The 19294-nt window shown below is 58.6% G+C and carries 20 protein-coding genes; 13 read left to right on the top strand and 7 right to left on the bottom strand.

Annotated elements, in window-relative coordinates; all coding sequences use genetic code 11:
- On the top strand, window positions 1-1016 hold a 1016-nt coding region (locus ACSQ36_RS46535; protein ID WP_436187553.1), incomplete at its 5' end, for a hypothetical protein.
- Window positions 1017-1022: 6 nt separating this feature from the next.
- On the opposite strand, the gene ACSQ36_RS46540 is transcribed toward ACSQ36_RS46535, so the two are convergent.
- The 4 genes from ACSQ36_RS46540 to ACSQ36_RS46555 form a co-directional block, all read right to left on the bottom strand.
- Entirely contained in the window at window positions 1023-1538 is a 516-nt protein-coding gene (locus ACSQ36_RS46540; protein ID WP_436187554.1) for a GNAT family N-acetyltransferase, read from the bottom strand.
- Window positions 1535-1840 (bottom strand): DUF1778 domain-containing protein, encoded by a 306-nt coding sequence (locus ACSQ36_RS46545; protein ID WP_436187555.1) that lies wholly within the window; start codon window positions 1838-1840, stop codon window positions 1535-1537. Before ACSQ36_RS46545 ends, ACSQ36_RS46540 begins: the two co-directional genes overlap by 4 nt.
- A 324-nt stretch (window positions 1841-2164) precedes the next feature.
- Window positions 2165-2440, bottom strand: coding sequence for an HU family DNA-binding protein (locus ACSQ36_RS46550; RefSeq protein ID WP_436187556.1), 276 nt, complete (start codon window positions 2438-2440; stop codon window positions 2165-2167).
- A 644-nt stretch (window positions 2441-3084) separates the two neighbouring features.
- The gene (locus ACSQ36_RS46555) at window positions 3085-4119 is read right to left on the bottom strand and encodes a DNA-binding protein (RefSeq protein WP_436187557.1); all 1035 of its coding nucleotides are present in this window, start codon (window positions 4117-4119) and stop codon (window positions 3085-3087) included.
- 456 nt (window positions 4120-4575) lie between these two features.
- Here ACSQ36_RS46555 and ACSQ36_RS46560 point away from each other — a divergent pair, with 456 nt between their 5' ends.
- The 3 genes from ACSQ36_RS46560 (at window position 4576) to ACSQ36_RS46570 (ending at window position 6510) form a co-directional block, all read left to right on the top strand.
- Entirely contained in the window at window positions 4576-5787 is a 1212-nt protein-coding gene (locus ACSQ36_RS46560) for a tyrosine-type recombinase/integrase (RefSeq protein WP_436187558.1), read from the top strand.
- A gap of 298 nt (window positions 5788-6085) precedes the next feature.
- A complete protein-coding gene (locus ACSQ36_RS46565; RefSeq protein WP_436187559.1) occupies window positions 6086-6277 on the top strand; it encodes a hypothetical protein in 192 nt (63 codons plus the stop codon).
- A gap of 62 nt (window positions 6278-6339) precedes the next feature.
- Window positions 6340-6510: a tyrosine-type recombinase/integrase gene (locus ACSQ36_RS46570; protein ID WP_436187560.1), complete on the top strand. Its 171-nt coding sequence runs from the start codon at window positions 6340-6342 to the stop codon at window positions 6508-6510.
- A gap of 155 nt (window positions 6511-6665) precedes the next feature.
- Here ACSQ36_RS46570 and ACSQ36_RS46575 read toward each other — a convergent pair whose 3' ends face one another.
- Entirely contained in the window at window positions 6666-6794 is a 129-nt protein-coding gene (locus ACSQ36_RS46575) for a hypothetical protein (RefSeq protein WP_436187561.1), read from the bottom strand.
- A 92-nt stretch (window positions 6795-6886) separates the two neighbouring features.
- Between ACSQ36_RS46575 and ACSQ36_RS46580 the strand changes: the two genes are divergently transcribed.
- Entirely contained in the window at window positions 6887-8320 is a 1434-nt protein-coding gene (locus ACSQ36_RS46580) for a hypothetical protein (RefSeq protein ID WP_436187562.1), read from the top strand.
- A 604-nt stretch (window positions 8321-8924) separates the two neighbouring features.
- Here ACSQ36_RS46580 and ACSQ36_RS46585 read toward each other — a convergent pair.
- Window positions 8925-9194, bottom strand: a complete 270-nt coding sequence (locus tag ACSQ36_RS46585) for a DUF1488 family protein (protein ID WP_436187563.1) — start codon at window positions 9192-9194, stop codon at window positions 8925-8927.
- A 478-nt stretch (window positions 9195-9672) separates the two neighbouring features.
- Here ACSQ36_RS46585 and ACSQ36_RS46590 point away from each other — a divergent pair, with 478 nt between their 5' ends.
- The 5 genes from ACSQ36_RS46590 to ACSQ36_RS46610 all read left to right on the top strand — a co-directional run bounded on the left by ACSQ36_RS46590 (window position 9673) and on the right by ACSQ36_RS46610 (window position 13808).
- Complete coding sequence (locus ACSQ36_RS46590; RefSeq protein ID WP_436187564.1) at window positions 9673-9963, top strand: tyrosine-type recombinase/integrase; 291 nt, start codon at window positions 9673-9675, stop codon at window positions 9961-9963.
- A gap of 391 nt (window positions 9964-10354) precedes the next feature.
- A complete protein-coding gene (locus ACSQ36_RS46595; protein ID WP_436187565.1) occupies window positions 10355-10795 on the top strand; it encodes a GNAT family N-acetyltransferase in 441 nt (146 codons plus the stop codon).
- Window positions 10796-11191: 396 nt separating this feature from the next.
- Window positions 11192-11899: a hypothetical protein gene (locus ACSQ36_RS46600; protein ID WP_436187566.1), complete on the top strand. Its 708-nt coding sequence runs from the start codon at window positions 11192-11194 to the stop codon at window positions 11897-11899.
- Between the two features lie 489 nt (window positions 11900-12388).
- Window positions 12389-12931: a hypothetical protein gene (locus ACSQ36_RS46605; protein WP_436187567.1), complete on the top strand. Its 543-nt coding sequence runs from the start codon at window positions 12389-12391 to the stop codon at window positions 12929-12931.
- A gap of 76 nt (window positions 12932-13007) precedes the next feature.
- Window positions 13008-13808 (top strand): DUF4019 domain-containing protein, encoded by an 801-nt coding sequence (locus ACSQ36_RS46610; protein ID WP_436187568.1) that lies wholly within the window; start codon window positions 13008-13010, stop codon window positions 13806-13808.
- A gap of 1507 nt (window positions 13809-15315) precedes the next feature.
- Here the strand turns inward: ACSQ36_RS46610 and ACSQ36_RS46615 are convergent.
- Window positions 15316-16167 carry a ketopantoate reductase family protein gene (locus ACSQ36_RS46615; RefSeq protein WP_436187569.1) on the bottom strand — a complete coding sequence of 284 codons (852 nt, stop codon included), beginning with the start codon at window positions 16165-16167 and terminating at the stop codon, window positions 15316-15318.
- A gap of 65 nt (window positions 16168-16232) precedes the next feature.
- Between ACSQ36_RS46615 and ACSQ36_RS46620 the strand changes: the two genes are divergently transcribed.
- The 3 genes from ACSQ36_RS46620 to ACSQ36_RS46630 form a co-directional block, all read left to right on the top strand.
- Window positions 16233-17099, top strand: coding sequence for a LysR family transcriptional regulator (locus ACSQ36_RS46620; protein WP_436187570.1), 867 nt, complete (start codon window positions 16233-16235; stop codon window positions 17097-17099).
- Window positions 17100-17189: 90 nt separating this feature from the next.
- Window positions 17190-18290 carry a dicarboxylate/amino acid:cation symporter gene (locus ACSQ36_RS46625; RefSeq protein WP_436187571.1) on the top strand — a complete coding sequence of 367 codons (1101 nt, stop codon included), beginning with the start codon at window positions 17190-17192 and terminating at the stop codon, window positions 18288-18290.
- On the top strand, window positions 18287-19294 hold a 1008-nt coding region (locus ACSQ36_RS46630), incomplete at its 3' end, for a threonine aldolase family protein (protein WP_436187572.1). The genes ACSQ36_RS46625 and ACSQ36_RS46630, both read left to right, overlap by 4 nt.

Raw genomic sequence — 19294 nt, forward strand, 5'->3', positions numbered from 1 at the left:
GCGACCGGGCACTCACCCTCGTTGCAGTGTGCGCTCCTAACAATGGGCGCCCTTTTGTCGCGCTGTGGCGTGCGACCATTCCGGAACAGTTAAGATGCTCGTTAGTTTTCCTGACCTACGTTGGAAAAAAGAACATGCCGGAAATCAAAGTTGTTAGCCTCGAAAGCGATCCGGAATCGGAGTTTCCGGCGGCGGCCCTCATGGCTCAGATGCTGCACTCAGTTTCACTGCCGATCAAAGAAGTCCTGCGCAATCACGCCCGGATCGAGCGAACACGCCCCGGAAACCCGAATGGGCTAACGGTCGACCAGCATGTTTTTCCGCTGCGCAGCATGCAACAGTTTGCCGACCGCACTAAGCGCGTGGCCACGTTCGAGATGACCAAGGGCAAGTCGCGCCAGGTAGGAATAAAGAACGCCATGTTTTGTGCGGAACGCGCCTGGGATCAGCACACAGAAAGCATCTTCATGAAACGCATCGAGGACAAATTCCAGGAAATCGTCCAACCGATCCTTCGTGGCCGCGTCCATTCGATCGCGCCGGAACAAAAGCGTGCAATCGATCGCATGTTTGCCCTTTGGTACATGCGGGCACGCCATCGAAATCTCGAGGCCCAGGAGATTCAGCTCAACAACGTTTCCGGCAACGCGCTTACGAAGACCGAGGAAGAAAATCTGGAGATGAACAATTACGTGTACGTCAGGTCGGGCGGAAAGATGCCGGCACGGCAATTCAACGGCATCCGGCTGCAACAGCTAATAAATAGTTACACGCGGGAGGACCTTTCCGCCGTCACGGGTTGGGGGGTCATTCATGCCCAATCCGGCGAGTTCATCGTGCCGGATGTTCCAGAGCATACGATCATTCCCCTCTCCCCCCAACTTATCCTTGCTGCTTCTCACCCGGATGGAACGGCGCCTGAGTCGAACGTGGCGGTGATCAACAGCGCTCTCAGGTCAGGGTGCCGCGAGTATTATTTTTCGCGGGATTTGTCGAAGTGCCGGTTTGCAGACTGATCGCTACTATCCGGTAAATGCCTTTGCAATTGTCGCCATCGGCAAGTACAGGCGGAGCTCCTGGTCGGGAAAGGCGACGAAATCGAAGGCCTCATAAAATCCACGCGCCCTCTGGTCAATTGCTTCCACGACGACTGCCATCGAGCCGATCTGACGCGAAGCCTGCCAGCTGCGATACAAAGCATCTGTGAGCAGACGCTTGCCGTGGCCTTCGCCGCGATGACCGGAATCGACGGCGAGGCGGCCGAGCAGCGTCACGGGCATTTGCGGATAACGCGGCAGCTTCTTTGCGATCTCAAGTGGCCATGCCTCGTGATCGACACCCAGAGCAGAAAGTGTGTAGTAGCCAATGACGTCCGGCACAGGCGGTTTGGTGAGAACGAACGGCATGGCAACATTTCGCCGTTCCTCCTGCCCCGCCTGTTGATGCAGATAGCGGTCCAGTTCTTCCGTGCCGCATTGGAATACGCTCCGCCCGTGGTGCTTCCCGAGCGCCTCGATCAGGTATTTGTCTGCCGTCAAGCCGGGCCCATTTCTTTGAGATAGGCAGCGGCGGCCGCGCGGAGGCGTTCCGACGGAAGCGGCGGATTCAGCAGTGCCTCGACAAAGGCTTCACGATCGCGTTCCGAAAGACGGATCGTTTCGTGGTCCTTGATCGTCTTCAATGCGGCTTCTTCCGCGCTCGCGAGAACGAACGCCGTCACGCTGCTACCTTGCAACGCAGCGGCGTGTTCAAGCAGAACTTTCAGCTCACCGCTCAGACGCGCATCGATGCGGTCAGTCCGCGCGGCCTTGACCGGTTTGTGGGTATCGGTTGGTAACATAATCGCCCTCCATGGCTGTACAAAATGTACGGCTTTTAACCGTACAAATCAAGCAAATTCGGGCGAAGCCTCACAACCATTTGAAATTGCTCCTATTGTTGGCCAAGACAGGCAAATAATGGGGCCACGGCCTCTTCGCGGATCGCCGCCAGCTAGTCGCTGGTGAAAGCCTTTTCCTGTCCCTCAAGCCCTTCCACCAAGAGGCCCTCAAGCCGGTCCTGCGTTTTACGTTTTGCGTCGACGCGGATCAACTCGCGACATATTCGCTCACCCTGCCGTAATGCAATTCAGCGTAACCCGCCAGCGCGGTGACGGGCCTCGACTTCACGCGTTCACCGCGTCCTTGAATGCCTTGCCAGCAGAAAACTTGACCGTCTTCGCCGCCGCGATCTGGATTTCCGCGCCGGTGGCGGGGTTCCGTCCACTGCGTGCGGCGCGCGCCCCGGTCGCAAAAGTGCCGAACCCGATCAGCTGGACCACTTCGCCCTGGGTCACCGTCTGCGTCACCGCGTGGAGGATGGCGTCGAGCGTGGCGCCGGTCGCCGCCTTGCTGGCGCCCGTGGTCGAGCTGATTGCATCGATAAGTTCCTGCTTGTTCATGTGTCTCCAGACCTCGTGTTGAAGGGCCGACCCTGCGCCAGCCCATACAAGCCACACCCTACCGCACCGGGGCGCTCCGACGCAAACCGGCAGACCTGCTGTGACGCGCAGTTGCGAATTCAACACGGACGCCGACAGGGCCATGTGGTTGCCGGCGCTCAGGGCGCCCGCCGTCCCGCTTCGCCCCACGCACACTCCGGTTCCGCGAAGTCCCGGCCGCCCTGCCCGGCGTACACCATCCCAGCCGCAAGTCCGTCCCTTCGCGCGCCGGACAGAAAATCGCCACATCTGATAACTGGAGTTATCAGGCCTGAAAGCGGTAGTTCTAAAGCCGGCTAGCGACTCAAACCGGCGTTCAGAGCAGGCTTGTGGCGCGGCAAGTTTTGAACACGGTTACTGCACATCTTACTATTTCCTAACAACGCACCAGCCTGCGAGAGGTCAGCCCGCAACCGACGCAAGGCGAGAAGCACGCGAATGTCCCCAGACGCAGACCACGCATTCTCAGCCGGGTGCAACATCCACCGCGAGCATGCGCGGCGAGCAGGTACGCGAACCGCGGTTCACGTGTCCCGAGTTTGTTCGCCAAGCGCGTTGACTAGGAGGCCTCATCGGGCCCGAAAACTAGTTACGGCGAGGAAAAATCAAGGTTTTTTCGTGCGCGGCGATTTGCGTACCGGCGCACTGTCTGCGCGCACGCCGGCGGTCTGCTTGGTCTTCGGCACCTTCTGCTTCGCGTTGGCATTCGCCAGCGATACCGCCAGTTGGTCTCGCTGATCACGCGCCTTCGCCGCTTCATCGATATAACGCGCGTTCTCGGTGCGCAGCGCATCCAGCTTACCCTCGAGCACACCGACTTGCTGACGCAGATTACCGACTTGAGCCTGCAATTTCTCCACGTCGTCGCGATGCCGGACACTGCCCTGCTCCGTTTTACGGGTAGCCGTGTCCAGTTCCTTCCGCAAGCGCCCGGTCGCTTGCCGCTCACGATCGATTTCCAATAGCGCCCGGGTCTCGGCGGCTTTGAGCCGCTCCTGCGCCAACCTGCCGTCGGCCCGCAGCTTGTCCAGTTCCGAGGCGAAATCCCGCCGGGCGGTCTCAAGCGCCTGCAGTAGTTGCTGCTCGCCCTGTTGCGCAAGGCCTAGCTGGTCCTGCAGTGTCGATGCTGCTGCAACCGAGACGACCAGCGCCTGGTCCAGTTCTGTGATGCGATTCTGCGCGCCCTCCAACGCGGCTGCACTGCCCGTCAGCTCCTGACGCAGCTGGTCGCGCTCGGCCTCGGCCCGAGTCTGCTGAGCCTGCGCGTCCGCGACCGATCGTTGTGCCTCGAGCTGCGCGGTGGCCAGTTGGTCTTGCGCCATATCGACCGCCCTCATCCAGAGCGCGGCCGCCAGTTCCCCGGTCGCGGACTGCAGCTCCACCGGCAGGTCGGGATGCTCGATGCGCACCCGGCTTTTTTCACGGAGGGTGGCCCAGAAGCGCGCCAGCGCCTCGGCCGGCGCGTTCATGCTGCCCTTCTTCACCAGTTGATAGAGCCGGTTGGCGGTCGGCGTAATGCCGTGCCGGAAAAACAGCAGCACGCAGACCTCGCGATACAGGTCCTGGGTGCGCGGAAACTGCGCGCGCAGCTGGTCGATTTCCGCCTGCAGTTGCGCCTCCAGGGCGGGCGAAGAATCCATGGCGAGTAGTTCCAGGCGATTGATGTGTTGATAATATAACGTATAACGTTGCTTATCTTGAACGAGAAGCTCTAATTTAGACATTATGACGATAATGTCAAGTACAATGACGCATTGTGTAAATCGGCCACGCCCCTCGTTGGTTAAAGCAAATTTGTACCTTTTCTTAAAGTAATTTTGTTCCCAGCCCCTGGACCGAAATCGTCGTGCTGATGCACTTGGCAGCCGGTGTTGGGCTCAACCGACGACCGGCAACGCGGGACATTGACGGGCACGAACCGGGCAACGATGATCCGGGACGCCAGCAACCCTACAAAATTGCTTAAAGTGTCAGCCGAAGGAACAATTTTGGTTAAAACTTTTTAAAGCAATTTTGTTCCCAACGATTGACATTGCCGCCAACCTGCCACTACCTGACGGGAACAAAATTACTTTAACCAACGGTCCACCTCCCCCATGCCGCTTCCCGAGCCCCTCCGCGTGTCCGGCGGTGCCCTTCAGCCACTTGCGCCGCTTAAACCGCTCGAACAGTTATCTCTGCCGTCCGAGCTCGACGGTAGCCTCGGCACGAACCGCGCGCTCGGCAATCGTCCTCAAATTGCCGCGCAAAACGACGTCGACGCCATCCGGGCTTGGCTCGCGCGATTCGTCGACACGAAGACAACCTTCGACACCTACCGCAAGGAGTCCGAACGGCTGCTGCTGTGGTCGACCACCGAACTGCGCAAGCCGCTCTCCTCGCTCACGCACGAAGACCTTCTTGTCTACCGGCGATTCGTGGCGGACCCGCAACCAGCGCAACGTTGGGTCATGCCCGGTCGCAAAGTCGCCCGCGCAGACCCCTCCTGGAGACCGTTCGCGGGTCCGCTCTCTCCCGCGAGCGAACGGCAAGCGTTTGTGATTCTGAATACGCTGTTCGCCTGGCTGGTCAATGCAGGCTACTTGGCCGGCAATCCGCTGTCCTTGTCGCGTCAGCGAGCGCGCAAGGCCAAGCCGCGGGTGACGCGCTTTCTCGAGGACGATCTCTGGCAGGCGGTCAAAACCTCGATCGACGCGATGCCGCGTGACACGGCACGCGAGCAGGAGCACTACGCCCGCGTGCGCTGGCTGATCTCGCTCTTGTATCTGATGGGTCTGCGCATCTCGGAAGTCGTGAGCAATCCGATGGGCGGCTTTTTTAGACGGCGCGATCGCGACGGCCAGGACCGCTGGTGGCTGGCGATCACCGGCAAGGGTGACAAGGAGCGCTTGCTGCCGGCAACGACCGAACTGATGGCGGAGCTGGCCCGCTATCGCCGACACTACGGTCTCGTGGCTTTGCCCTATGGGGGTGAACCGACGCCGCTGCTGTTGCCGATCGGTGGCATACACAGGACGCTGACTCGCGGTGCTGTGCACCTGATCATCAAACAGACGTTCGAAAACGCGATCGGACATTTGGAGTCGACGGGGGAAGCGCATGAGCGCGCGACCGAACGATTGCGCCAGGCGTCGGCTCATTGGCTGCGGCACACGACGGGCTCTCGCATGATGGATGGGCAAGTTGACCTGCGATACGTGCGGGACAACCTGGGGCATGAATCGATCTCGACCACCAGCCAGTACCTGCATGCGGACGAAGACGATCGGCATCGCGCGACAGAGGCCGGACTGAAACTCCACTGGTAGCAGGATGACTACCGCTCGAACGTTGGCACAAGTAAGTCTGTGACTGTTAGACGGACAGGGTACCGCCGCATCAAGCACACGCCGGTTAGATCACGTCTTCGCTTGCTTAACGATTTGGCCCCGGCCCTCCGCGCGCGTTTGCGCCAGTGGATGGCTTTTGCGTCGGTTTCTTCGCATTGAAATTCGCCAATGACAGCGCCAGTCGGTCTCGCTATTCACGGGCCTGCAACGCTTCATCAGTGTAACCTTCGTTCGCTGTGCGCAGCTCGCCTACGCCGTCTTTTAAAACACCGGCCTAATGACGCAGATCACCGACTTGTCCCAGCAGTTGAGCGGCCTTTTTAGACGACGCGATCGAGGCCAGGTCCGCTGGTGGCTGGCGATCACCAGCGAAGGCGACAAGGAGCGCTTGCTGCTGGCAACGACGGTAATGGGCGCTGCCCCGCCATCGTCGGCGCCATGGTCTTGCTACGCTGCCCTATGCCGGTGAAACGACACCGCTGCTGTTGCCAATCGGTGACACCCGCCGGCCAATGACGCGCAGCAGGAGGGATGCGCCAAGCGTCGGCCCATTGGTTGCGACACGCGAAAGGCTCTCGCATGATGGATGGCCAGGTCGATCTACGATACGTACGGAACGTCATGGGACATGACTCGATCTCGACCGCGAGCCAATACCTGCACGCGGACGACGATGATCGGCATCGCGCACCGAAAACGTAAGCCGGAGCGAAACCGTAAAAGAACAGGAAAACGGTTTGCGCTGACAAAATTGGGCGTGACAACGGCTATCCCTGAGACTGACCCATCATGAATATCAAGTCCGCGTCGAGCACATCCAGGCGAGCGCGCCCTGCGATCACATCGCCTGTGTTCCGTCACAGGTGGTCGAAGACGTGCCCGCGAATCATCCGCGCGCTCCCCTTCCCGAGTACATCACCGATCTCATCCTGAAACACTCCACGCGCATCGGCAAAATTCGGCATCTGCGAATTCGCTGATTCCATGCCGCCCCTCGATCCTGACATAGAGGTAGCCGAGAGCAGGACCGTCAGGGTCATGATTGCGAGAATGGCTCATTTCATGTACGGCAAGTCCGATGTCAGACACCCTCGCCTATAATGCCAACACTGATAGTGATTTCGCGAAGGAGCCCTACTTTATGAGTCAAACACACGGGCGATACTCGGGACCTCGAGACAAAGGGCAGCGCCAATCGCGCCAACCTTCAAACACGACATCCCACCGACCAAACAAGCCGTACGTAAAAGCTCCATCTGCGCGAGACCCGGCCCAGACGGCATCCATTTTCAAAACTCGTTCGTTTAAGTTGTTGGTAGATGCAGTGGGTGCGGAGAACGTAGCACTGGGGCTCGATTCCAACTTAACACGCGTGGCTGAGCTGCTAAACGGCGAAAGATTCACGCCCGAGACGGCCTTCCACATCGAAACAACGCTTGGGCTACAGGATGGATTCTTCGATCAGCCCAATCCTGTCCTCTCGCCTGAGATGATTGCTCGCCTAAAGTCACCACTTGACTTTATTCACGCGAACGCTGAACCGGAACTTGCGTACGAGCACGTATTGAAGCCAGCGCCTGCCACACAGGTGAATCACCGCCCTACCCTCACCGATAGTTTGCCCAGAGAACCAGAGATGCCAAAGAAGACAAATGTCACGTCGCCAAGGGCAGTCGCGAAGAGCAGTCCTACTGCGGCGAAGCCTGCCACGGCAAACCCGCTGCAATCGGCAACTGCGAAAGTCAAACCGTCCTCGAAATCGGGGGCTCAGCAAGCCTTGCCTTTGAACGACGTCGCAGCTTTGGAAAAAATCCGTCGCGCCAATCTGCACGTGCTGACGACTCGCAAAGGATCGAAGGTGCGGCTCGGCGCAGTAATGGATATCAGCGCCTCCAACATGGCCAATCGTTACTATGGACAGAAACGTATAGACGATGCCGAAGCAAACCGGTTCACCGAACGCCTTGGTTTGCCGACTGGCTGGCTGGACATTCCGCGCACGATAACGGACATCCCTGAGTCGGTGTCGGATTTGCTTGCCAATCCGTCCCCTTCCCATTCATCCGCTCAACAAAAGACGCCGCCCGCGATTGAGTCAAAAGCACCAGCCGCGAAGAAGCCTACGGTAACGAAGACAAAATCTGCAGAGGGTCGACTCGCCCTACCACCTGATGCGGATGGCGCAGGCGGTCCAACAGACCTTGCCGCTGAGACGAACTTGGTCACGGCGCAACAAGATCAAGCGGTCCCGTCCGCGGACGATCCGTCAATTCAGAAACCCGCCCACAACGACGTTTCGTTCCCTGCCGCTCGTCAGCAGTTGGCGCCAGCCTCCGTCACGCAGGTCATCATGGAACCGCACCATCTACCTTCGGCAACAAGCTTGGACGATTTGCTAGGCATTGCACCGATAGCGGAGGCGCTGATAAAGACACTCGCGGGTAAAGCACGCACTGGTCGCCTAGACGAAATGAAAGCCTTGGAACTACTGCAACAAATCGTGTCGCTCTGATTAGAAATGACGCGGCAATTAACATTAGCGGTCGGACGTTCGGTAGGCTCCCCGTTTTTCGCATGCTGATCGCCGACTCTGCATCGCTGCAGAGCGCATGAAGGGATCGACGACATTTCCGATGGAGAACGGTCGTCGTCGTCCCGCCGCGAGGCTTGGGCACGAGGTTGCCCTTGTCTCGCTGTGCTGCAGGCACCATGCGTGCGCACACGGCGCATGTCTCATCGCTGGCAGACGGGGTAATTACAGGGTTTGGAAAGCGTCTGGGCATAGCCCAGCTACGCTGCTATCGAGGACGGCGGTCGCTGGCTACAAGTAGGTCGAACGCTTCTCGCGCGTCTTTGAGCTCCTGCATCGCAGCCGAAAAACGGGCTAACTCAAGGAGCGATGGCTGCTGAGCATCGTGCTCGGAATAGCGGCGCTCTAATGCGGCGGACACCGCCTGCACCTCACGCGCTGCTCCGGCTACTCGTTCGAGTGCCTGAGCTTCCGGTGGGCGCCGACGTTCTGCCTTCGGCTCTTCGCGTTCTAAAGGGACCATTGCGCCTTGAAGTAGTCGTTCACGATAAAATTACCGGCAACATTGTCAGTAACAGAGGGGCGACTATCGCTCGAAGTCACTGGCCGTCAGTTTCAAAGAATCAGTCTTGGCTCGCATTGCCTTGCGCACTGCCAACGCAAAAATGCGGTTGCGCCCGTCTGCAAATGCCTTGAGCAAACGAGTTTCGTTGGCATCCGGTGGAAGCCAAAAGAACTGTTCGAGTGCATCTCGCGTTAGCAAACAACGAACCTCTCGACCACCAACGAAAATCGGAAACTCAATTGCGGTCCCACCGGTTGCGAGGACGATTTCGGAAACGCTAGTCGTGTCCATCTTGCACCTCTGCCTTGTTCGCTGAAAAATCGGCCCTCACGGAAATGAGGTCCATTTTGACCTCGCCGCGTCGAATCTAAAGAGAAAACTCAGTGCGTCGCAATACGACGAGAAGCACTGTTCGTCCATACAGCGCATTTTGCCATTAATGTCGCGCCTGTGAGTTTCCAGGGACTGCATCTCACCGTTCGCGTGGGACGGATTTTGCTCAGACACGGTAGAGCCGTCACGACCGGATACGCGGCTCTGCTGGAAGAGCTGTCCGAAGGCGTCAGCCAGGACGAGCATGTCTCTGCCTCAGCATGTCGGATTTCGCGCGGTCAACGCCGATCACGAACTCAAGTTGTTTGAACTACTGTTCGCCACGGCCCTCCTACTCGTCATCCATCGACGGAAGTGCGATTGAACCGACTAAAGGTAGGAACCCTATGGCGGCGAAACGACACCGCTGCTGCCGATCGGTGGCGCACACCGGACCATGACACGCGGTGCGGTACACCTGATCATTAAACAAGCGTTCGACAATGCGATCGCGCACTTGCAGTCGACGGGCGCAGCGCGCGAGCGGGCAGCAGAACGGCTGCGCCAGGCATCTGCCCATTGGCAGCGGCATACGACGGGCTCTCGCATGATGGATGGGCAAGTCGATCTACGATACGTACGGGACAATTTGGGGCATGAATCGATTTCGACCACCAGCCCTTACCTGCACGCTAGCGACGATGATCGGCATCGCGCAACAGAGGCCAGACTGAGACTCAACTGGTAGCGATTTGTAGGGGCCGGTCGCCGACTACCGACGATTGGCAGAAGTCGACCCTGTGTAGCAGTCGATCGCGCTCCGGGGAAGCGGCTATTCAACACTCGGTGAGGGGTGTACCGGTTCGCCAATGGCCACGCTTCCGGTGCGTGGATGCGCTCCATCTTCAATGCCGGCCCTCCTGTATCACGTGAGTGAATGCGACTGTGTTGGTAAAAACAAAAGCACTGTACATGTCAAACGAAGTGCCTCGCCTTCAGAATGCTCGATAGACCTATTGAGCCTGGAGTCAGGTTGACTCACGGTGGAGGCGCCACTAACAGGCGATGGCGCACCTGTCGATACGGCTTGATAGTTAGCTGACGAAGTCGCCCATCACCAACTCCACGAGAACGGCACCGTGACCATTACTATCGCTGGGTACGAAATTTCGACTGATACAGCGCGCCTCGACCGCGAAATGATTTTCAGGTTTCTGTCGGAAGATTCGTATTGGGCCGCTGGTATACCTCGATCGGTCGTCGAAAATTCGATCGCTAATTCGCTGTGCTTCGGCGTCTATCATGCGGCGGCGCAGGTCGGCTTGGCTCGCGTCGTTACCGACAGGGCAACGTTTGCACTCGTCGCCGATGTGTTCATTCTGGAGGCGCACCGGGGCAAAGGTTTGTCGAAATGGCTGATGCACGAAGTGATGCAACACCCGGATCTTTCGGGCCTTCGCCGTCTTCTGCTGCTGACATCGGACGCGCATTCGCTCTATGCGCAGTTCGGCTTCACCGAACTCGGGAACGCATGGCGTTTCATGGAGGTTTTGCGACCGGACGTCTACAAGCCATCTTGACGCATATCCGTCAATTCAAAACTGCCTCGTCAATCGGCGCGTGCCTGACGATAGCATCCACCGCACCACGCGCCTGGCGGTTTGTCCACGATTCACGTTCACAGATCGAATGACCGAAACTGGCCGAGCCCGGAAGTTCGAGGTCAGCGCTGCAATCCGCATCAGCCAGGCCGGCTTGCGGTGATGACAGACCGGGTACGTGAAATATAACCCACCGTCGTCCATCTGCGACTCGGCCACATTCAGCGGGGTCAGCATGTTGACACCGGTTGCAGACTCGCATGGCGACCTCCAGAGTCTTCGGGTGGTGGCGCCCGCACTGCAGCGTTACCGCCTCGCTCCCGTTAAGCACTCTTTCCCGCATGATAAGCTCGCCGCAAACTTATGGGGATGGGAATGGCCGTTGAAGCGTCGCAGGCAAGCTGGTTCGGAATCGTGGCATCGAGCGCGGTCATCAGCGCCTTGGTGAACGTCGTCTCGAACTGGCGATTAAAGGTTGGGGATCGTAAGCGTGAAGACAAAAGGGAGCAGCGTCGCGTCGGTCATGTCTATCTTGAGATCGCACAGCAGCTCGAAGCCTTCGCTAAACGGTGCGACACGTACATCGACGACATTGACGAGCAGTTGGATTTGTTTTATCAGCGCGACGACAATGCGTTTCAAAATTTGAATAAGCCGTTCACGTTCGCCTTCCATCCCGAGCCGAAATGGGAAGAGCTGCCAATCCCTTTCACCTCGAAGGTTAAGGCCCTTTCTCAGGGTTTCGCTGAAACAAGCGGCTTTATCCACCGCGCTTGGGAGTGGTCCGACGAGCATGAGACCTGGGCGTTGGAAACACAGCGCGTCGCATTCCATGGGCTACGCGCCATCGAGATCGCTGTTGAAGTGCGGAAGGAGATTGGCGCAGGTCACTCGGTAAGCGACCGACAACAGCAACTGGATGCGGCAGCGGTTCACTTCATTAAAGAGATTAACAATTGCCGCGAGAACTTCAAGGCGGCTCGCCACAACCTGCAACTGATACCGGAACTCAAGGCGCAGTTTACCGCTGAGTTTCCGTCGCCGGATGATCCGCCAGAGATCGACCTGACCGGCGTTCCCTAACGAAGAAGCCGCCGCGGCAGGCTTGGGCGTGCCTGTTGGTGTTGCGCGATCAGTTAGCGCGCCATGTCAGCAATTGTCACCTTCAGCGGCACGACGGACAGAACTTTTCAATTCCGAGGCACGCGGTCTGACTGTCAGTGCCCGAGTGCGTGAAAAAGGCCCATTCAGATCCCCACTTTTGCCGTTCAGCGGGTTTCGCAAGAGAATGTCATCAACAGTTGGCGATCGTTCGCCCCACATGGAGAGGACAGGCAAGGCATGAGCGGGCTCACAGCCCCAACAGATTCGAAGAGGAGCTGCCGGAGTCGACCCACTATAGGGACGGTCGAAGCTGCCGGGAGTGGTCGTTCAGAGCTTCGCACCGGCGCAGAGTCACTCTCCTTTTTGCAGAATAAACACTTTCTATTCCTTTCGGATATATGTCCGTATGACGTAAAGTTTTCGAGCGAATGGCCGTTAGACGCGTTAGGAACTCTTTCACGCGCAAGGATGGAAATGGTAGTCAAGGTCAGGCAGCGAGAATATGCGATTGGTTTTAGTGGCAAGGACACAAACGAACTTCTGACGCACAACATCTGGACGTGCACCGGCTTCGCAGGGGTGAGCACACAGGGCATCTCGTTCCTCGCTCACTTTGACTCGCGGCGGAGCACCGAAGTGCTGCCACAGTTAATCGCGGATCTGAAGAAACAGGAGGTCAAGGATTTTAGCGACTTCAAGCTCGCCATCGTAACCGGATGCGCAGGCGGGGTGCAGTGCTGCTTCACGCGTAGAACCTTGAGAGCGCGGCTTAAGGAACTCGGTGTGTTTCCTTCAATTCCGGACACCACGTATTTCACGAAATGGGGTCTGCATGCCAAAGGCGGCATTCGCGTGAATACCGAACAAGAAACTATCGAACTCTACGGGTACGATGATTTTGTCGAGCGTAAGCGCTACGAGCCGGATCCCTGGTATCGACGGACGACGATTCGCACAATGGTCGTCGAGGACGAAACCCAGGAAGAGCTGAACGCCCCAAAGAGAGAATAAAACGCGAGGGCCGTCAGGTCACCTTTATGCCGTGGTGATAATGCTGGAACCCCAAATGTTCAAAAGGAGAATACCGATGTCAATTGGCCGGATTATCTGTTGCGCTTGTCTAACTCTTGTCGTTTCCCTCGCAAGTGCCAAGGCCTCCGACGACCGTACGCCCGATGCGCAGCAAAGCGCGTTGCATGCAATCAGCGAGTTTGCGAACGATATGTGTAACCGGCTCCCTGAAACAGGGAGTCAACAAAATATCGCACTGGATGCAAACGGCCAAGCCCAGCTAGCCCGCCTGCTGAAACTTGTCGGCGATTTAGGCTTCAGCGGCGGAGTGAAGTATTCGCGTTCAGACTACAACGGGCTCTTGCAGGCTGATCTTTCCAAGGCGTTACACGACGCTCAGGAGTGTCGTCTTGAGATATTTCGCAGCCTGAAGGATAAACTCCTCGCCGGTCCTTCCAATACGGCCCGCGAAAAAGCAACGCCGTCATCGAGTCAGACCACTTGGCGAAAACCATCGGAAAGCCCGAACAGCTTTGCGATGCACTGGCTGTCTTACGTAGATGACGGAAAGTGGGATAAGGCGTACGCGGAGTTGGCCAGCGAAACGAAAGACTCTTACAGCGAGCGCGAATTCGCTGACTTGCTAGCGTCCAAGCGCAGCCCGCGCGGACGCGTCTTGAGCCGGACGTTTGTGGGCGTACAACCTGCCGAACGGCAGGCCACGACTCCCTCCAATGTGAAAGGAATGGGAGTGCTCTACAACACCATTTTTGAGCACTCATCAGGCGCGACCGTTGAACCCGGCGAGCTCCTACTCCTGATTGTTTCGCCGGAAGGTGTGTATCGGGTCGGAGCGTATAACTGCCTTACATGCTAGCAACCGTCTGCGGTAAGCCCGGCACGAGCTTTTTGCCCCATCGTTGACGACTTTCATCATCGCTTCGACCTCAGCCTAAAGATCCTCCACCACTCGACGGACCTTGCGGTTGGTTTGCCCGGGCGCCAGCATTTTGTGCGCAACGCGGTAATTGAGGCGCATCGTCTTCGCCACAGTTTTGCGGATCGAGAGGTAATAGTCCGGATGTGGCCACCAACGATTCGTCGATTGTTAGCGATCCTGCGGGTGATGGCGAGTGACTGGTCGCCTGTCATTCAAGGGCCTGTGTTGCCTTCAACCTGCAGCCTGCCCGCCCCGACTGTCGCTGTCACCTTGACGGACGACCCCGCCAAGACGGAGTCGACACTCGCCTGCCATGTTGCAAGAACTGGAACTGCTTGCGCCGCAGCTTTGAGTACATCGGCGGGGTGGAAGTCCTCGAGGCAGAAGGACCACGCGTCAAGGTTGGGTGCCGCCACCGCATTATTCAAGAGGTATTGCCGGCGTGTTCTCAAATAGTCGCTGCTCCTTAACGCATCGGTGAATTCCAGGCCATGAGCAGCCTGGTCAACGACTTTTTTGAGGTCCCCGTATCCTGGTTGCGGCTTCCCCCGAACATCCACGCGTGCCTCGAAAAGAGCCTGGATGAAAAGTAGGGCCGAGAAGATTTCGAGGTCTCGGCCGCTTCGATAGAAGGGAGAGTCCGCGTAGAAGCCGTTGCGGATGTACCGGTACTCGTCAGCGTTGACATCCGGAAGACCATCCCAAGGGTCAAGAAATCACTGTTCGCTACGGACGAGAGAGACATCAGTCTCGCTGGAATAATGTTGTTGCACTTTCGCGCGGCGAGTTCCTCTCCTCGCTCGTCAACGGATGCTACTTGCCAGCGAAACGCTTCTGCGGCAGGAACGCTTTCGAGGATTGAGGCACAGATCGCGGGAGTCGCATCGGGCTTGCCGTCATGAGACAAGTCGATATCACCTGTGAATGGAGCCACATCGAAGAGATCAATGGGCCTTTCATCCGTCTGTGATTGTCTTACCTGCTCTTGACTAATTTTCCGTTCACGCAAAGCGATAGCCAAGCGAGTCGCGGTACCTCCAAAGGCATAGAGCGTGCCGCGGTGCTTTTGACACACGTCACCCAACTTGTGCAGATTTCGGATATCCAAGAGGTTGTGCATCTTTGATGAATGCCGAGCGAGGTGAGCCGGACGCCTTGAAAGGCTCGCTCTATTCTTTACGCTTCATAGAAGACTAATTGGTTATAGCAAAGGCCATTGTGAAGTCAAATCGAAAGTCGCGACGCAAGGCCTTGTGCGGCCCGATGCGGTCGGCGATAGTCGGTTGTCGAGCCGACGCTGGAATGTCCGCGCTGATGTCTAGGCCACCGACTGTAGGTGGCCGGACCCGGTCCGACAGCGACCGGCTCAAGTCGACCCTGAAGCGCCTGTTACGATGTCCTTTCGTCAAAGGCTTCTTACGAATCGACACCGGCCCTTCGCAGGCTAAGGCCGAAGCGCCAGCAAGTGCGGCGTTTTGCCAGGCGCCGCTGTCGCCATCCCATCGATCAGCGCGCGCGTCTCCGTTGGGCCGAACTCACCGAGATCCTTGACGGGCCGCGACCGACTCAGAAGCCACAGCAGACCCGCGCGTGCGAATGATGGCATGCGTAACAGGGTCGCGAGAAGACGAGGCTTTGGCGTGTGACCCAGACTACGGACCAAGTCAAAACCTTCCGTCCATGCAGCATCGAGTTGTGTTGCCTCCCACCATGTGAGCTGGGTCGGCCGCCGCCATGTGAGCAGCGCGGCGAGAAAGAGTGGCACCACGAGCGCGACGTGACTGCGGAGAAATGCATCCATGTCGTCTTCCACCTCGCTCGGCATAGCCGCTTCCTCGAAGAGTTTCGCCAGAATTGGGCTCGACATTGTCGTCACCATGCCGGGGCCATCCACGCGAAAGCGTAACCGCTGGTCCACCAGATACGCCGACATGTTCGGAAACCCAAAAGCAAAACGTTCAGCGCCGACGATGGTTCGATAGGGTTCGGTGCCTTGGAACGTATTGAACATCAGCAGGATCGTGTTCGCGCGGCTTGCCGCTAACGCTGGTAGCAGCGGTCCGACCTGGTGTTCGGGCACGGTGACTATCGTCAGATCGATGGACGTGGCCAGATCAAGCTTCGACACAACCTTGACCGGCACACTTTGCCCGTCGACGGTGATGATTGCGCCATCGCGATTCAGCGTGTCGAAGCGCGCACCTCGCGCAACAACGGTGACGTCATGGCCGGCTTTACCGAGACAGAAGGCCACGGCGCTGCCGATCCGCCCCGCGCCAATCAGGATGATTTTCATGGGTCAAGTTTGCGCATCCCGTATGTTCCTGTATACGGAATATTACGGTAAAATGGTTTCCATATATGGAAACACTTTCCTGGGACGATCTGCGCATTCTTCTGGCCGTGCACCGAGCTGGGAGCTTGCTTGCCGCAGGCAAGGCACTAGGCCTCTCGACATCCACGACCGCGCGCCGGCTAGATGCGCTGGAAGCCGCGATGGGATGCCAGTTGGTGTACCGCAGCCAGTCGGGCACTGAATTGAAGCCGGAGGCGCTGCGGATTGTGAGGCTGGCCGAAGGGCTGGCGCACGGTCTCGATGTCCTGCGTCGAGATCAAACCGTGCCGGCAGGGACGCTGCGGGTCAGCGTGCCAGATGGAATGGCCCTAACGCTAACGCGCTCGCTGCTCGCGTTCCGCGAGGCATACCCCTTTGTCGACCTTGAGCTGATGGGAGAGAGCAGGATGGCGGATGTCGCCGCGCGTGAGGCAGACATCGCCGTTCGTCTCACACGCTCCACTTCGAATGTGCTCGTGGAAAAACATCTTGCCAGTTTTCGGTTCGCCTTGTTCGCGTCCGCAGATTATGTCCGGCGCCATCTACCCACACGGCGGCTTGGTAAGGGCGAGGCGTCGGCGCATCCGTTTGTCGGACTCGACGAACGCTGGAAGGGTCTGCCACATGAGCAATGGATGCGCACTCTTGGGGCGACGAGGTTCGCCTTCCGTTCAAGCTCCATAGACGCAATCGTAGAGGCGGTTCGCCAAGGGGCAGGCCTTGCGGCATTCCTTGAGAAAGATCCGCGCAACATCGACCTGATTCGCGTTGAAACTGATATCGCGGGACCCACTCAGCCGTTTTATCTGGTTTATCACCGCGATCTGCGCAAACAGGCACACGTCCGCGCCGCAGTGACGGCAATCGAGGCCTACATGCGGGCCCATCGCTAACCTTCGGGTTTGGCTTGTCGTTGCGTCAATAGTCCAATTGCTCCAACGAACGTCCGAGCACTCGGGGAAATCCGAGTGCAGATCGTCGGCATGTGCATCCGACTGAGTGACGAGATTGGCGTGAAACCGCTTTCGCTATCGGCGATCAGCCTCATCTACTTCTTCGTCGCGACGGTGATCTCCATTTTCATCGGTCTCGGGCTCAATGCGCTGTTCCATCCGGGCCTGGGTGCGAACTTGGCCGATGCCGCCAAGCCCGGCAAGGTCGTTGCTGCAAGCGTCGACTGGACCAAGTTCTTCCTCGACATGATTCCGAGCAACATCGTGTCGGCCATGTCGGGCAGCAATCTTCTTCCGGTGCTGTTTTTCGCGGTGCTTCTCGGGCTTGCGCTGGCCTCAGTCGGTAGTCGCGCGAAGCCGCTGATCGACGTGCTGGACGCGTTGATGGCTGCGATATTCAAAGTGACGGACTGGATTATTTCACTCTCGCCCATCGCGATCTTCGCGATCATCTCGTGGCTCTTCGCGACCCAGGGGATCGGAACGCTGCTGTCGCTCGTGAATCTGGTCGGGGTGATGTATCTGGGCCTTGCGCTGCTTGTCGTGATCTTCATGATCGTCCTGAAGGCGATCGGTGAAAAGCCGTGGCAGGTGACGCGGCAGATCAGCGAGCCCGTGCTGCTGGCGTTCGCCACGCGCTCGTCGGAAGCGAGCCTGCCGCTGCATATGGAGAAGCTGGTCAAGATGGGCGTGCCGAAAGCCGTGGCATCCGTGGTGCTGCCGCTCGGCTATGCGTTCAATCGCGATGGCTCGATCATGTACTTTGCGCTCGCGGTGGGTTTCCTGGCGGACGCATATCGTATTCCGCTGGACTGGCACACGCTGCTGTCGATTGTGATTGTCACCACGCTTGCCAGCAAGGGCAGCGCAAACGTGCCCTCAGGCGGCCTGGTGGCGGTCGCGATGGTGCTGACTACCATCGGCGTTCCAGTCGAGGCACTGGCGATCATTGCGGGCGTCGACGCGTTTCTCGACATGGGCCGCACGGCGATCAACGTCTACAGCAACACGGTGGCCGTCAAACTGGTGATGAAGCTGGCGCACGTGGCTTATGAGCAGCCGGCGAGCGAGCCTGAGCCGGAGCCAAGTTCGCCGCAGCACGCGACGAGCGCGCCGAGGGGGCTTGCATGACCGGCATGATCGATCTGCGCAGCGATACCGTGACGCGCCCCACGGACGCCATGTGGGACGCGATGCGCGAAGCGTCGCTCGGCGACGACACGCTGGAAGGCGACGCAACCGTCCAGGCGCTGGAACAGGAAGCGGCGGTGCTGTTGGGTAAAGAGGCCGCGCTCTTCGTATGCAGCGGCACGATGGGCAATGTGCTGGCGACGCTTGTTCACGCGAGCCGCGGCGGTGAAGCCGTCCTCGACCAGCACGCGCACATTGCCAACTCGGAAGGAGGCGGCGTCTCGCGGCTTGCGGGCCTGTTCTGCCGCACGATTGCTTCGCATCGTGGGGAGATGGACCTGGACCTTCTGAGCGATAACGTCCGCGGCGGCTATTCGCGCTACGGCGAACCGACGGCAATGGTCGCCATCGAGACGAGCCACAACGCCGCGGGCGGGTGCGTGCAAGGGCTCGACTATATGTCCCGGGTAGCAGGCATTGCACGTGAGCGAGGCGCTGCTGTCCATGTGGATGGCGCACGTCTGTTCAACGCGGCGCTCGCGCTGGGCGTCGATGCCCACGAGATTGCCCTGCATGGAGATAGCGTCACGTTCTGCCTGTCGAAAGGATTGAGTGCTCCGATGGGTTCTGTATTGCTGGGCTCGCGTGAATTTATCGAACGGGCAAGGACTCTGCGCCGGACGATTGGCGGCGGGCTGAGGCAAGCGGGAATCATGGCCGCCGCCGGTCTGGTCGCGTTACGGACGATGCCCGCGAAGCTTGCCGAGGATCATCGACGCACCATGCTGCTTTGGGAGCGCCTACGGAATAGCGCGGTAGTGGAGGCTGACCGGTACCCGCCGCAAACCAATATTCTTCGTCTGACCGTACCGAACGGTAAAGCGGGAGATCACATGCGGCGGCTTGCAATTGATGGCATAGCAATTCGCGCGAGTGGTCCATTTGCACTGCGTCTCGTGCTTCACCGGCATGTCGACGACGCGGCGATCGACGCAATAAGCAAC

This window comes from Caballeronia sp. LjRoot34, assembly GCF_964253815.1.
Lineage (GTDB): Bacteria > Pseudomonadota > Gammaproteobacteria > Burkholderiales > Burkholderiaceae > Caballeronia.